The organism is Flavobacterium sp. IMCC34852 (assembly GCF_030643905.1).
Lineage (GTDB): Bacteria > Bacteroidota > Bacteroidia > Flavobacteriales > Flavobacteriaceae > Flavobacterium > Flavobacterium rivulicola.
In genome coordinates this window covers 16,229-31,799 of sequence record NZ_CP121446.1, presented here as the reverse complement: position 1 = coordinate 31,799, position 15,571 = coordinate 16,229, and the positions used below count along the sequence as shown (strand labels likewise).

The following is a 15,571-nucleotide window of genomic DNA, read 5'->3' as shown; positions in this document are numbered from 1 at the left end:
TCGCCAAAGAAAATTTACATCATTCCCGGCATTCCGCCACCCATTGGCATTCCGCCACCGGCGTTTTCTTCTTTGATTTCCACCAAAGCACATTCGGTAGTTAAAATCATTCCGGCAACCGAAGCCGCATTTTCCAGTGCTACACGGGTTACTTTTTTAGGGTCGATGATTCCGGCTTTGAGCATGTCAACGTATTCGTCGGTTTTGGCATTGTAGCCGAAATTGTCTTTTCCTTCGGATACTTTTGCTACCACAACAGAACCTTCTAAACCTGCATTTTCAACAATGGTTCTCAATGGAGATTCTACAGCGCGAGAAACGATTTGAATTCCGGTTGCTTCATCCGCATTTTGAGATTTTAGGTCGGTTAATACACTTTTAGCTCTTAAAAGTGCTACACCTCCGCCGGCAACAATTCCTTCTTCTACAGCTGCTCTGGTAGCGTGTAAAGCATCGTCTACACGGTCTTTTTTCTCTTTCATTTCTACTTCAGAAGCTGCACCAACATAAAGTACGGCAACACCACCGGCCAATTTAGCCAAGCGTTCTTGTAACTTTTCTTTGTCGTAGTCGGAAGTAGTAGTTTCCATTTGGGCTTTGATTTGGTTCACACGATTTTTAATCATGTCTGCATTTCCGGCACCGTTAACTACAGTAGTATTGTCTTTGTCAATCGTTACTTTTTCGGCTGTTCCTAACATTTCTAAAGTAGCATTCTCTAAAGTATAACCGCTTTCTTCCGCGATTACGGTTCCTCCGGTTAAGATGGCGATGTCTTCCAACATGGCTTTTCTTCTGTCACCGAATCCCGGCGCTTTTACCGCAGCGATTTTCAAAGCACCGCGCAGTTTGTTTACTACCAAAGTAGATAAAGCTTCCCCGTCAACATCTTCTGCAATAATCAATAATGGTTTTCCGGATTGGGCTACCGGTTCTAAAACTGGTAGTAATTCTTTTAAAGAAGATACTTTTTTGTCGTATAACAAAATGTATGGTCTTTCTAATTCAACCTCCATTTTTTCAGGATTGGTTACAAAATACGGAGACAAATACCCTCTGTCAAATTGCATTCCTTCAACAACATCAACATAAGTGTCGGTTCCTTTGGCTTCTTCAACTGTGATTACACCTTCTTTGCCTACTTTGGCAAAAGCCGTAGCGATTAATTCTCCAATTACTTCGTCATTATTTGCCGAAATAGAGGCGATTTGTTTGATTTTTTCAGAATCGCTTCCGACTACTTGTGCTTGTTTGCCAAGGTCAGCTACAATGGCTTCAACTGCTTTGTCGATACCGCGTTTTAAGTCCATTGGATTGGCTCCGGCGGCTACGTTTTTCAACCCTTCTTTAACGATGGCTTGCGCCAAAACCGTTGCAGTGGTTGTTCCGTCTCCGGCTAAATCATTGGTTTTAGAAGCTACTTCTTTCACCATCTGCGCACCCATGTTCTCAAGAGCGTCTTTCAATTCCACTTCTTTAGCTACCGAAACACCGTCTTTGGTTACGGTTGGTCCGCCAAATGATTTGGAGATGATTACGTTTCTTCCTTTGGGTCCTAAAGTCACTTTTACTGCATTCGCTAAGGCATCAACACCACGTTTTAAACCGTCGCGTGCTTCAATGTCGAATTTTATATCTTTTGCCATAATGTTTTGTGTTTGTTTTTAGTCTTAATACTTAATTCTCAAATCTTAATACTAATTAGATAATTGCAAGGATATCGTCCTCGCGCATGATTAAATAATCTTTGCCATCGAACTTTAAATCGGTTCCGGCATATTTTCCGTATAAAACAGTATCACCGACTTTAACCGTTAAAGGCTCATCTTTTTTACCGTTTCCTACGGCTACCACTTTTCCTTTTTGCGGTTTTTCTTTTGCCGTATCGGGAATAATAATTCCGGAAGCCGTTTGCGTCTCAGCGGCAGCCGGTTCCACAATCACTCTGTCTGAAAGAGGTTTAATGTTTAATGCCATAATATTGTATCTTTTATGTTATTATAATTTTGTTTTCCCTTTTTTCAGAAATTATGCCAAGCCAATGAGTCTGCCATTTTTTCCTAAAAAAAATGCCAGCATGTCAGCGCTGGCATTGGTATAAAGAGTAGCTCTTTTTTATTTTTTTTCTTCTGTCGGAGCAGCCGGAGTAGTTGTAGCCGGGGTAGTCGGAGCAGCTGTTTTCGGAGCAATTTCTGTTTGGTCAATTACTTTTGAATCTGATTGTCCAACCATACTAGGAAAACTAATGCTTGATAACAAAATCAAAACGATTAAGGTTGTGGCTAAAAACCAAGTGCTTTTGTCTAAAAAGTCAGTGGTTTTCTGAACACCGCCTAACATTTGAGATCCGCCCAATGAAGAAGATAAACCGCCTCCTTTAGGATTTTGCACCATAACGGCAATGATTAATAGGAAACAAACTAAAGTGATTAATGCTAAAAAAATAGTAAACATGATATTTTGTAATTAATTGTTATTCTGTTGTAAAATTTTTATATCCGAAATTCGGTCTGCAAAGAAACTACTTTTTTCCGGATATTTCAAAATTAATATTTCATAAGCTTGTATTGCTTTAGAATATTTTTTTTGTTCCAAATAAACTCGTGCTAAAGTTTCTGTCATTAAATACGAACTGTCTTCGGCAATCGGCTCTATTGTTGGCACTACCGCATCTTTGGCGATAGGGGTAATCTTCGGATTGTTCTCGATAAATTTATCGATTAATTCCAGCTTTTTCTTTTTTTCTGCTTCAACAGGGTTGATGTTTGCTGTCTTTTCTTCTCGTATGATTGGTTTAAATCGAGACAATTGCAACCATTCCTGGAAAGAGTGTTTTTCGTCTTTAGAAAATTCTAAAGGTTTGCCCACACCCAATTTTTCTTCTGCTTTTTGTTCTTCAGAAGTCGCGGCTTCTTTGATAGAGGTCAAAATGGATTGTTCCAATGGATCAACCGGAAGCGGTTTGTATTCCACCACAACTTCTTCCATACCTACTACATTCATGTTCAATAACTCTTCCAATTTCTTTTCATACAAACCTTTTTGCACTGAAACAAACGAATCGGAAGTAATAAAGTCGAATAAAATACTTCTGTCTGTAGTGTAGGCTGCTGAAACTTTCAATGCGTAATTATAATTAAAGCTGTCCTGATTGTACAAATGTTTCAACTTCAACACGCGCGCACTTTGAAAATAGGGGAAAGCACTCAGTACATTGTCTAAGGTTTCCGCATACCTATCGTTGATGGCTTCGGGTTTGTTGAGTAAGTAGGTGTAATCGGTTAAATTCATAATTGTGTATTCGGTTATTTGTGTATTTGGTTATTCGTCAAACAAATGACCAAATCATCAAATTAACAAATCTACCATTTGGCCAAGGATTCATTAAAAACGTCCTGGGTAATTCGTTCAAATATTACGTCTAAAGCTTCGGTTAATTGCGAACCTACTAATTGATTTTGACCGCTGTAATCGTAAAAAAACGAAAATCTTTTCTCAAAATTATCCGCTTCTTTGTTTTTATTGGTAAACCTTACATTGACAGCAATAGTCAAACGGTTTTGGGCTGCTTTTTGATCAGCAGTCGCAGTCATTGGAGTGATTCGGTAATCGGTGATTTCTCCTTCATACATCAAGTCGCCGTTGGAATTCGTCAAATTCAAATTGGTTTGGTTCTGAATCAAATCCTGCAAACGCAAGGTGAATGTTCTTTCGATTCCCGGTTCTACCAATTCGGCATTGTTTTGAAAATAATTTACTTGAAACGTTTTGGCGTCAATCTTCCCCGTTCCAGTGAAATTGTAGTGTGAACAACTGTTGAAGCTGAAAGCAATTAATAAAAGTAAAATGTATTTTGTGTTTTTCATCTCGATTCCAAAGATATTCTTTTTCAGTTTTATCCGGGTATTATTTACAAGTCAAATTGTTTAATTTTTCGGTACAGAGTTCTCTCAGAAATTCCTAGTTCATCTGCGGCGGCTTTTCGTTTGCCTTTGTGGCGTTCCAATGATTTTTTGATGAGTTCAATTTCTTTTTGCTCCAATTTCAATACTTCTTCCTCTTCTACGGTTTCGGCATCTAAATAATTGTGATCGTCATCCTCTTCAAATTCCTCTTGGTGTGCTTGAGTTGGTGTCGGAATTACATTAACTCTCGGCGTTTCTTCAAACGAAATTTCGCTTTCGTTTTCTTTAGCACCATAGACTTTTTGAATCAAACTCGGATTGATATCCTGCACTTTGGCGCCGTTTTTCATCAGTTCCAAAGTCAGTTTTTTCAAATCGTTCAAATCGCTTTTCATATCGAAAAGTACTTTGTATAGTATATCTCTTTCCGTTGCAAAATCACTGTCGGATTTCTTTCCGCCTACCACTGATGGCAATGTGCTGCCTTCGGTCGGAAGATAGGATTGTAAAGTCGCTAACGAAATGTCGCGATTGGTTTCTAAAACGGAAATTTGCTCAGCCACATTGCGCAACTGACGGATGTTGCCGCTCCATCGATAGCGTTGTAAAAACTGAATAGCCTCGTCGCTTAGTTTAATCGGTGGCATTTTATATTTATGGGCAAAATCGGCGGCGAATTTTCGGAACAACAAATGAATATCGTCTTTTCTGTCGCGCAACGGAGGCAACGGAATATCAACGGTACTTAATCTGTAATACAAATCCTCACGGAATTTTCCTTTTTCAATGGCGTCAAACATATTCACATTCGTCGCGGCTACAATTCGCACATTGGTTTTTTGTACTTGTGAAGAACCGACTTTGATAAATTCCCCATTTTCTAAAACACGCAACAAACGAACTTGAGTTGTCAGTGGCAATTCGCCCACTTCGTCCAAGAAAATGGTTCCGCCGTCTGCCACTTCAAAATAGCCTTCACGGGTATTGGTCGCACCGGTAAAAGCGCCTTTTTCGTGGCCGAATAATTCACTGTCAATCGTTCCTTCGGGAATGGCGCCACAGTTAACAGCAATGTATTTGCCGTGTTTTCTATGGGATAGCGAATGGATAATTCTCGGAATACTTTCTTTACCAACACCACTTTCACCCACAACCAATACCGAAATATCTGTTGGAGCCACTTGTATCGCTTTTTCAATGGCACGATTAAGTTTCGGGTCATTCCCGATAATCTCAAAGCGTTGTTTTATGTTTTGAACGGATTCCATTTTTTAATTGTTTAATTCATTTGGCTGTATCCAACCGCTTCTCCAATCAAAGTGGCCGTGGTACAATCGCTTACTTTAACCATCACGAAATCACCTACTTTGTAATCGCCTTTCGGGAAAACAGTCACTACATTTTCTGAGTTTCTGCCGCTCCAGTGTTTGTCGGATTTTTTAGATTCTTTTTCAATCAAAACTTCTACAGTTTGACCTAAGAAACGTTTGGTTCTCTTTTCGCTCAATATTTGTTGTAAGTCTACAATTTCTTGCAAACGTCTTTTCTTGACTTCTTCCGGAACATCATCTTCCATCTTTCTTGCTGCCAGTGTTCCTGGTCTTTCTGAATAGGCGAACATATAACCAAAGTCATATTCCACATATTCCATCAAACTCAAAGTATCTTGATGGTCTTCTTCTGTTTCGGTTGGGAAGCCGGCAATCATATCTTGTGATATCGAGCAATCGGGAATAATGCGTTTGATTTTGTCAATTAATTCCATGTATTCTTCACGCGTGTGCTGACGGTTCATTTCTTTTAAGATACGAGTACTTCCGCTTTGTACCGGTAAGTGAATGTAGTTGCAAACATTATCGTATTTGGCAATCACATGCAACACTTCTTCGTGCATGTCCTGCGGATTCGAAGTTGAAAAACGGAAACGCATTTTAGGGAAAGCAATAGCGCATTGCTCTAAAAGTTGTGCAAAATCAGTCGCTGTGGCTTTTTGCATTTCGGTCGCTTTGTCGAAATCTTTTTTCAAACCGCCGCCATACCACAAGTAACTGTCTACATTTTGGCCTAAAAGACAAACTTCTTTAAAACCTCTGTCCCATAAATCCTGAATTTCAGCCATGATACTCTGTGGTTCACGACTGCGCTCACGTCCGCGAGTAAACGGCACTACACAAAACGTACACATATTGTCGCAACCACGGGTAATCGAAACAAAAGCATTCACACCATTGCTGTTCAAACGCACCGGAGAAACATCGCCATAAGTTTCGTCTTTGGAAAGGATTACGTTTATCGCATCGCGACCTTCTTCCACTTCTTTCAGGAGGTTTGGTAAATCCTTATAGGCATCCGGACCAACGACCATGTCCACGATTTTTTCTTCTTCTAAGAATTGGCTTTTCAAACGTTCGGCCATACAGCCCAAAACACCCACTTTCATCCCCGGATTAATACTGCGTTTAACCGCGTTGTATTTCTCTAAACGCTTGCGCACGGTTTGTTCTGCTTTGTCTCGGATAGAACAAGTGTTCACCAAAACCAAGTCGGCTTCTTCCAATTTCTGAGTGGTATTATACCCTTGTTCGGTCAAAATAGACGCTACAATTTCACTGTCCGAAAAATTCATCGCACAGCCATAACTTTCTATAAATAGTTTTTTTGTATTGCCTTCTTTTTGTTCCAAAACCAAGCTGGTGCCTTGTTTTTTCTCTTCTATTTCCTTTTCCATAAAATGATTTTCGCTTAATCGGACAGCAAAGATAATACTAAATTATAAAATATGACAAGATGGCAGAGGTGGTTTAACAAAAGTTTTGGAGCGAGTCGTTCGGGCGCACTAGGAATCCGTATTCCCGCTTTCCACTCTGCACAGCGCCGTTACAATCGGGGCTAAAGAGTTGGCGTCTTTTCTGTTGGGAATTTTAATTCAAAATAAGGGTCAAAAACAGCATAATATATTAAGGTATAAATCCAACTTTTTTGAGTCAATCGTCGTTAAAAAACCACACTAAATCGGTATTTTAAAAAAAACGTTTACTTTTGTCCGCACAAACAATCGGGATATGGCAAAGAATTTAGTTATCGTGGAGTCGCCGGCAAAGGCCAAAACAATCGAAAAATTTCTGGGAAGTGATTATCAGGTAGAGTCGAGTTATGGGCACATTGCCGACTTGCCGTCCAAAGAAATAGGAGTAGATGTTGAGAATGGATTTAAGCCCAAGTATGAAGTATCTTCCGATAAAAAAGCTTTGGTTACTAAACTGAAAGGATTAGCCAAAAACGCCGAAATGGTTTGGTTGGCTTCCGATGAGGACCGCGAAGGAGAAGCCATTTCTTGGCACTTGGCGGAAGAATTAAAATTAGATAAAAACAAAACCAAAAGAATTGTTTTCCACGAAATCACTAAAACAGCCATCCAAAAAGCGATTGAAAATCCACGCGGCATCGATTACAACCTAGTCAATGCCCAACAAGCCCGACGCGTTTTAGACAGATTGGTTGGTTATGAATTGTCGCCAGTGCTTTGGAAAAAAGTAAAAGGCGGTTTGTCTGCCGGTCGTGTACAATCGGTCTCGGTTAGATTAATTGTAGAACGCGAACGAGAAATCCAAGAGTTCAAAGCCGTAGCGTCTTATTCTGTTACCGCCGAATTTACTAACGAAGCCGGAAAAGTGGTGAAAGCCAAATTGCCGAAAAACTTCGCCACCAAAAAAGAAGCAGAAGACTTTTTGCAAAAAAACATTGGTTCAACCTATAAAGTAGCCGATTTAGAAACCAAACCCACCAAAAAATCACCGGCGGCACCTTTTACAACTTCTACGTTGCAACAGGAAGCAGCCCGAAAATTATATTTGCCCGTAGGCATCACTATGCAAATTGCGCAGCGTTTGTATGAAGCCGGACTCATCACTTATATGAGAACGGACAGCGTGAATTTGTCGCAAGAAGCTATGGCTGCCGCTCAAGCGGAAATCACAAGCTATTACGGAGCCGAGTTCAGCAAGCCGAGAAATTTTAATACCAAATCCAAAGGAGCCCAAGAAGCCCACGAAGCCATTCGCCCGACCGATATGTCGCGTCACACAGTGAATGTAGAAAGAGACCAAGCCCGTTTGTATGAATTGATTTGGAAAAGAACACTGGCGTCTCAAATGGCCGATGCTGAATTGGAAAGAACCAATGTGAAAATTGAAGCCAATAATCATTCGGAAGTGTTTCAAGCTACCGGGGAAGTAATCAAGTTTGAAGGGTTCTTGAAAGTATACTTAGAAGGAAGTGACGACGACGATGAAGAACAAGAAGGCATGTTGCCGGCTTTAAAGGTAAATGAAAAATTGACCAATAATAATATCATCGCCACAGAAAGATATTCGCGTCCGGCGTCAAGATATACCGAAGCTTCTTTAGTGAAGAAATTAGAAGAGCTAGGTATCGGTCGTCCGTCGACTTATGCGCCAACCATTTCTACCATTATTAATAGAAATTATGTTGAAAAAGGAAACTTAGACGGTGTAGAAAGAAAATATGTTCAGCTTACGTTGAAAAACAGTAAGGTTGATGAAAAGATTTTAAAAGAAAACACCGGCTCCGACAAAGGAAAATTGGTGCCAACCGATATCGGGACTATCGTTAATGATTTCTTGGTAAAAAATTTCGAAGCTATTTTGGATTATAATTTTACGGCCAAAGTAGAACAAGATTTTGACGAAATCGCTGAAGGCAATATCGACTGGGCCAAAATGATGCAGGATTTCTACAACAAGTTTCATCCGAACGTAATTGAAGTAGAGAAAAATGCCGACCGAGAAAGTGGCGAAAGAATTTTAGGAATTGACCCGAAATCTGGTAAACCGGTTTCAGTTCGTCTAGGAAAATTCGGCCCAATGGCTCAAATTGGTGATGCGGAAGATGAAGACAAACAATTTGCCAGTTTGCGTCAGGATCAAAACATCGGCAATATCACTTTGGAAGAAGCTTTGAATTTATTTTTGTTGCCAAAAAATCTCGGAACATACAAAGGTGAAGAAGTTGAAGTTAGCAACGGTCGTTTTGGTCCGTATGTTCGTTTCGGAAAACAATTTATCTCATTGCCCAAAGGCGAAGATCCATTAGATGTTAATATGGAACGAGCTCAGGAATTAATCAATGAGAAAGCCAAAGCCGATGCGCCAATCGGAACCTATCAGAATATGGATGTTCAAAAAGGCGTTGGGCGTTTCGGACCTTTCTTAAAATGGAACGGAATTTTTATTAATGTCAATAAGAAATACAATTTTGATAATTTATCACAATCCGATATAACTGAATTGATCGAAGAGAAATTACAAAAAGACATCGATAAAGTCATTCACAATTGGAAGGAAGAAGGAATTTTAGTGGAAAAAGCCCGTTGGGGAAAATCGGTGATTACCAAAGGCAAAATCAAAATCGAATTGAACAAAGATATTGATGCTTCGAAATTGACTTTGGAACAAGTGCAAGAAATGATTGCCAAAAAAACGCCTGAGAAGAAAGCCACCAAAAAAACGGCAACCAAAAAGACTATTACAAAAAAAGCTACCGCTAAAAAGAAATAATTTATGGAATTCGATTTTCTTTCGCCCGTTGATCTTGAGATTATACAATATGTAACGGCATTGTCTTCTCAACATTTGGGGAGTAAAGTTGCCTTTCATACGGATAAAGACTTTCCGGATACCGATAAAGTGAAGATTGCCATAATAGGAGTTTTAGAAAACAGAGGTGATGTAAAAGCTTTTGAAGAAGTAAATTTGAATGCCATCCGCAAAGAATTGTATAGTATGTACCCGGGGAATTGGCAAAGTTCAATAGCTGATTTAGGCGACATTCTTCCAGGAAATTCTTTAGAAGATACTTTTTTTGCCTTGCAAAAAGTTGCTGCCAAATTAATTCGCAAAGGAGTTATTCCAATTATAATCGGAGGTACACAAGATTTGACTTATCCATTATACCGCGCTTATGATAATTTGGAACAAATGGTCAATTTGGTTTCCATCGACAAGAAATTTGATATCGGCAAGCAAGAAGACGGAATCACAAGTGGTTCTTATTTGTCTAAAATTATTTTGGATGAGCCGAATAATTTGTTCAATTTTAGTAATGTGGGATACCAAACCTACTACAATTCACAGGAAGAGATTGATTTAGTAGAGAAATTATATTTCGATGCCTACAGATTGGGAGAAATTTCTAACAATATAGCGTTGTCTGAACCGGTTTTTCGCGATGCAGATATTGTAAGTGTAGATTTGTGTTCTGTAAAGTCCTCAGATTCAGGAAATTTAATTAATTTTACTCCAAATGGCTTTGACGGAAAAGAAATCTGTAGTCTATCGAGATATGCCGGTATAAGTGATAAAGTAAGTTCATTAGGTATATTCAATCACAACAACAGTAAAGAAGAAGCGGTATTGATTGCTCAGATAATTTGGTATTTTACCGAAGGTATCAATTATCGTTCAAACGAATATCCTTTTGGAACCAAAGAACATTATCTTAAATATATAGTTCCGTTGGAAAACGAAGAATTGATTTTCTACAAAAGCAATAAAACCGACAGATGGTGGATAGAAATAAACTTTTTTTCAGGACAACACAATAAACTGAAAAAAAATACGTTATTACCTTGTTCCCATGAGGAGTATTTGGCGGCTTGTAACCACGAAATACCTGAAAGATGGTGGAAAGCACAACGAAAAAACAGTATATAATTGAACAAAACAAGAAGGTTAGACTATAGAAACTATAATTTAAAACCTACAAAATTGATTAAAAAATGTATTTTAACAGATAAAAAGTGTATTTTATCGATAAAATGTTTTTTTAATAATTTATAAAATTCTATTTTTGGAAAGTGAAATTATAGGTAGAAGGCAAGCATAATAAAATTTAATACTATTTAATTGCTTTTTTGAAAAATAATAAATAGGTTTACGCCCTTAAAAATAAAACATTCAAATAACCCCAATTTATATGAAGAAGGTCATTGTATTCGCATCAGTTTTAGCTTTATTAACGAGCTGTGGACGGTCAAGCGACAAAGGTGAGTTAGTAGGAGTTAAAGGAAAGAAATGGCATCCTGAGAAGCCGTTTGGTATGACTTTAATTCCGGGTGGTGCCTACATCATGGGTAAATCCGATGATGATTTAGCCAATGTACAAGATGCGCCAACTAAAACAGTAACGGTTAGATCATTCTACATGGATGAAACTGAAATAACCAATAGTGAATACCGTCAGTTTGTAGAATGGGTTAAAGATTCTACAATTAGAGTTCGTTTGGCTATACTTGCTGATGAAGTAGGGCAGACTGCTGGTTCAGGCGGAAAAGGAAAAGGAAAAAATGCCGGAAGTATTGGTGACTTTGCTTTTGATGACAAAGATCCGGCTAAAATGACTCCGTATGACAAGTACATGTATGAGAATTATTACAGTGTTGGGACTGATGATGATCCTTATGCCGGTAGAAGATTGAATAAAAAAGTAAAACTTATCAAAGATACGAGCAAATATCCGGACGAATACTACTCTGAAGTGATGGATACTATGTATTTACCGGTTGCTGAATCGTTTAATGGTTTAAGAACTATTGACGTTAGAAAATTAAAGTTCAGATACTCTTGGATGGACATTCAAGCAGCTGCTAAAGCCAAAGTAGGTAAAAGAAGTTCATTCATCAGAACAGAACAACAAGAAGTTTATCCTGATACTACTGTTTGGATAAAAGATTTTGCTTATTCTTACAATGAGCCGATGCACAATGATTATTTCTGGCACCAAGCTTACGGAGAGTATCCTGTAGTAGGTGTTACTTGGAAACAAGCTAAAGCTTTTTGTGCTTGGAGAACTTTAAACAAAAACGCTTACATCAAATCTAAAAAGAAGAAGAACAGACCGGACTTAATCAACTCATTCAGATTGCCAACTGAGGCAGAATGGGAGTATGCTGCCAGAGGTGGTTTAGAGTCAGCAACTTATCCTTGGGGTGGACCTTATGCTAAAAATGACAGAGGTTGTTTCTTGGCTAACTTCAAACCAAACAGAGGAGATTATGCTGCTGATCAAGCTTTATATACTGTAGAAGCAAAATCATATGAGCCAAACGGCTATAATCTATACAATATGTCTGGAAACGTTGCGGAATGGACGGATTCGTCTTATGATGCTGCAGCTTATGAGTATGTTTCTACGATGAACCCAACTGTAGGTGATTCTAAAAACATGAGAAAAGTGGTTCGTGGCGGATCTTGGAAAGACGTAGCTTACTTTTTACAAGTGGGAACCAGAGATTTTGAATATGCTGATACCGCAAGAAGTTATATCGGTTTCAGAACAGTTCAAGATTACATGGGAACTCAAGTAACAAAAAACGGGAAAGCACCTAGAAAGTAATTTCAAAACCAACTTAATTATATTTAACTTAACTAACTAAAAATTTTTATTATTATGGCATTATTAAGCAAAAAAGCAATGAATTTCGCTTACGGTATGGGAGCGGCGGTAGTAATCGTTGGAGCACTATTTAAAATACAACACTGGACTGGAGCAAGTTTAATGCTTATTGTTGGACTTTCAGTTGAGGCATTAATCTTCGGTTTATCGGCTTTTGATCCGGTAGATAAAGAATTAGATTGGTCATTAGTTTATCCTGAATTAGCCGGAGGTGAAGCAAAAGAAAGAGGTAAAAAAGAAGATCCGAAAGACGCTCAAGGTTTGTTATCTCAAAAATTAGATGCAATGTTGAAAGAGGCTAAAATCGATGGTCAATTAATGGAAAGCTTAGGAAACAGTATCAAAAATTTTGAAGGAGCAGCTAAAGCGATTTCTCCAACAGTTGACTCTGTAGCTTCTACAAAAAAATACGCTGAAGAAATGACTAAAGCAGCAACTCAATTAGAAACTTTGAACGGTTTGTACCAAGTACAATTACAAAGTGCTGAGAGAAATGCAAAAATCAATGACGAAGTTGCTGAAAACAACCTTAAATTAAAAGATCAAATGCAATCTTTAACATCTAACTTGTCTACATTAAACAATGTATATGGTGGTATGTTGTCTGCAATGAGTAACAAAGGATAATTAGTTTTTGAACTATATTTTTATTAACAAAACAATAACTAATTAGAAAAAATGGCAGGAGGAAAACTAACCCCTAGACAGAAGATGATTAACCTAATGTACTTGGTTTTCATCGCGATGTTGGCATTAAACATGTCAAAAGAAGTTTTGACGGCCTTTGGTTTGATGAACGAAAAATTTGAAGGCGTAAATAAATTTTCTGAAGATTACAATACAAGCTTGTTAGGTACTTTAGAGCAAAAGGCAAGTGATGAACCAAAACGTTACGGTGAGCCTTTTCAGGCTGCCAAAAAAGTAGAGGCAATTTCAAAAGAATTGTACACTTTTTTAGGAACCGTTAAAACTGACGTATCCAAAGACTTCGAAAGAGAAGAAAATGGAAAGTTGCCATATGAGGCAATGGATAAAGGTTCTTATATTGATGAGAATTGGTTTGAAGGTGACAGATACTCTGCAAAAGGGAATGAAATCATCGCAAAAATTGAAAAGTATAAGAAAGATGTTATTGCTGCTTTAGGGAATGATGTAAAATACCAACCGGTTATTGAAAATATCAAAACTAAATTTAATTTAGATGATGTTAAAGATAAAGAAGGTGTTTCTAAGAAATACTTATCTTATCACTTTGAAGGATTTCCGGCTATTGCATCTATCGCTAAGTTAACGAGCATGCAGAATGATGTTAAAGCTACTGAACTTGATATCTATAATGCAATTATTGGTAATACTGTAACTAAAGCTGCATCTTTAAAAAACTTCCAAGCAATGGTGGTTTTAGAGAAAAACGTATTCTTTGAAGGTGAAACGGTAAAAGGAAAAGTGGTATTAGGTAAATATGATGCTAACACAGTTCCAACCAGCTTCTCAGGACCTGGAAAAATTGAAAACGGACAAGCGGTTATCTCGATGACAGCCGGTGGCGTTGGAGAAAAAACTATCAACGGTACATTTTCATTTATGGAAGACGGAAAACCGGTGCCATTGAAATTCGAAGGTAAATATGTTGTAGTACCTCGTCCAAACTCAGCTAACATAGCTGCTGATAAAATGAACGTTGTTTACCGTGGATTACCGAACCCTATGACAATCTCATTTGCCGGTATTGCTGACAACAATGTTACTGCATCAGCTCCGGGATTATCTTCTTTAGGTAAAGGTAAGTATAACTTAAATCCTGGTTCAGGTACTGAAGTTATTGTTACTGCAACAGGTAAAATGTCTGATGGTAAAACAGTTTCTGATAAAAAAGTTTTCAGAATTAAAAACATACCTGCCCCGCTTGGTGCAATTGGTGGCGTAACTGGAGTTCAGAAAGGTGCTAAATCGCGTTTACAAGTATCTAAGATTACAGCTGTATTACCTGATTTCTTGTATGATTTAAACTTCGAAGTAACTCAATTTACTTTTAAAGTACCTGGTCAACCTGCAATCATAGTAAATGGTGGAGCAATAGATGGTAAATGTGCAGCAGCATTAGCAAGAGCAGCTAAAGGAGACCAAGTTACAATTTCTGATATTAAATCTAGAATTCCTGGTCAAAACATAAAACCACAAACAGCTTCGCCTGTTATTTATGAAATACAATAATAATTTAAGTTGATAGAAAACCTACTTAAATAACTTATATTATACTTATTATGAAAATTAAAAATCTTTTATCAGTAGTTTTTGCAGTAGCAATCAGCGCATCAAGTTTTGCTCAGTCAAACTTGTTGAATTCCAAAACTCCGGATGAGATTGGAAAGAAAACACCTGCTCAGTTAATTTCTGACAATGACAAACCACTACCTTATGGTTATGTGCATGATAGAGATGTATTGATGGGTAAAACCATTTGGGAGTTTGTGGATGTGGATGAAAGAATTAATTTTCCTTTGTATTATCCTATTGATACAAATTTTGTTGGTAAGGAAAGAAGATCTTTATTTGATGTATTAGTCAATAACATCAAAAAAGGTAAGATTACAGAAGTATATGCGGATGATTATTTCAATACGAAAAAAACATTCAAAGATATGGAGTCTTCTTTTACCTATATAGATACAATTCCAGCAGGAATAGACGAGTATAACAATTTTATTGAAGAATATAAATCTGGAGCTAAAGTATTGGATCCGCAGTTTATCAATAAAAAGGAATTAGATGCCAGCTATATTTCCGGTTATAAAATCAAAGGGTATTGGTATTTTGACAAACGCCAAGGAGAGTTGAAATACAGATTATTGGCACTTTGTCCGGTAACTCCGGAAGCTAAAGAGGCGGGTAATGACAATGCTGACGTTATCGATTTATTCTGGGTGTATTTCCCTGCTGTTAGAGATATTTTGCATGAGGCAAAAGCTTTCAATGATAAGAACTCAGCCATGCCGATTACGTTTGACCACTTGTTGAATTCCCGTCGTTTTAACGGTGAGATTTACAAGGAAGAAAATGTTTACGGTGACCGAGAAATTCAACAGTACATGAAAGACAATTCTCAAATGCAGTTGTTGGAAGCAGAGCGTATCAAAGAAAAGATTCGTAGTTTCGAATCGGATATGTGGAATTACTAAGAAATAATTTCTATT

The 15,571-nt window shown here is 37.8% G+C and carries 13 protein-coding genes; 6 read left to right on the top strand and 7 right to left on the bottom strand.

What is annotated here, in order from left to right; all coding sequences use genetic code 11:
* Positions 1-14 precede the first annotated feature (14 nt).
* The 7 genes from groL to miaB all read right to left on the bottom strand — a co-directional run bounded on the left by groL (position 15) and on the right by miaB (position 6,633).
* Positions 15-1,646, bottom strand: a complete 1,632-nt coding sequence (gene groL, locus P7V56_RS00150; protein WP_171222133.1) for a chaperonin GroEL — start codon at positions 1,644-1,646, stop codon at positions 15-17.
* 55 nt (positions 1,647-1,701) lie between these two features.
* Positions 1,702-1,977: a co-chaperone GroES gene (locus P7V56_RS00145; RefSeq protein ID WP_121311772.1), complete on the bottom strand. Its 276-nt coding sequence runs from the start codon at positions 1,975-1,977 to the stop codon at positions 1,702-1,704.
* A gap of 138 nt (positions 1,978-2,115) precedes the next feature.
* Entirely contained in the window at positions 2,116-2,454 is a 339-nt protein-coding gene (gene secG / locus P7V56_RS00140) for a preprotein translocase subunit SecG (RefSeq protein WP_171222134.1), read from the bottom strand.
* 12 nt (positions 2,455-2,466) lie between these two features.
* Entirely contained in the window at positions 2,467-3,291 is an 825-nt protein-coding gene (locus tag P7V56_RS00135; RefSeq protein WP_171222135.1) for a tetratricopeptide repeat protein, read from the bottom strand.
* Between the two features lie 71 nt (positions 3,292-3,362).
* Positions 3,363-3,866 carry an LptE family protein gene (locus P7V56_RS00130; protein WP_171222136.1) on the bottom strand — a complete coding sequence of 168 codons (504 nt, stop codon included), beginning with the start codon at positions 3,864-3,866 and terminating at the stop codon, positions 3,363-3,365.
* Between the two features lie 44 nt (positions 3,867-3,910).
* Complete coding sequence (locus P7V56_RS00125; protein WP_171222137.1) at positions 3,911-5,173, bottom strand: sigma-54 interaction domain-containing protein; 1,263 nt, start codon at positions 5,171-5,173, stop codon at positions 3,911-3,913.
* Positions 5,174-5,184: 11 nt separating this feature from the next.
* Complete coding sequence (gene miaB / locus P7V56_RS00120; protein WP_171222138.1) at positions 5,185-6,633, bottom strand: tRNA (N6-isopentenyl adenosine(37)-C2)-methylthiotransferase MiaB; 1,449 nt, start codon at positions 6,631-6,633, stop codon at positions 5,185-5,187.
* Positions 6,634-6,967: 334 nt separating this feature from the next.
* On the opposite strand from miaB, the gene topA reads away from it, so the two are divergent.
* The 6 genes from topA to porN all read left to right on the top strand — a co-directional run bounded on the left by topA (position 6,968) and on the right by porN (position 15,556).
* On the top strand, positions 6,968-9,481 hold the full coding sequence (gene topA, locus P7V56_RS00115) for a type I DNA topoisomerase (RefSeq protein WP_171222139.1): 2,514 nt from the start codon (positions 6,968-6,970) through the stop codon (positions 9,479-9,481).
* Between the two features lie 3 nt (positions 9,482-9,484).
* Positions 9,485-10,636 carry a formimidoylglutamase gene (locus P7V56_RS00110; RefSeq protein ID WP_171222140.1) on the top strand — a complete coding sequence of 384 codons (1,152 nt, stop codon included), beginning with the start codon at positions 9,485-9,487 and terminating at the stop codon, positions 10,634-10,636.
* Positions 10,637-10,898: 262 nt separating this feature from the next.
* A complete protein-coding gene (porK, locus tag P7V56_RS00105) occupies positions 10,899-12,317 on the top strand; it encodes a T9SS ring complex lipoprotein PorK/GldK (RefSeq protein ID WP_171222141.1) in 1,419 nt (472 codons plus the stop codon).
* 54 nt (positions 12,318-12,371) lie between these two features.
* On the top strand, positions 12,372-13,004 hold the full coding sequence (gene porL / locus P7V56_RS00100) for a type IX secretion system motor protein PorL/GldL (protein WP_171222142.1): 633 nt from the start codon (positions 12,372-12,374) through the stop codon (positions 13,002-13,004).
* 51 nt (positions 13,005-13,055) lie between these two features.
* A complete protein-coding gene (porM, locus tag P7V56_RS00095; protein ID WP_171222143.1) occupies positions 13,056-14,591 on the top strand; it encodes a type IX secretion system motor protein PorM/GldM in 1,536 nt (511 codons plus the stop codon).
* A 50-nt stretch (positions 14,592-14,641) separates the two neighbouring features.
* Positions 14,642-15,556 (top strand): type IX secretion system ring subunit PorN/GldN, encoded by a 915-nt coding sequence (gene porN, locus P7V56_RS00090; RefSeq protein WP_171222144.1) that lies wholly within the window; start codon positions 14,642-14,644, stop codon positions 15,554-15,556.
* Positions 15,557-15,571 lie beyond the last annotated feature (15 nt).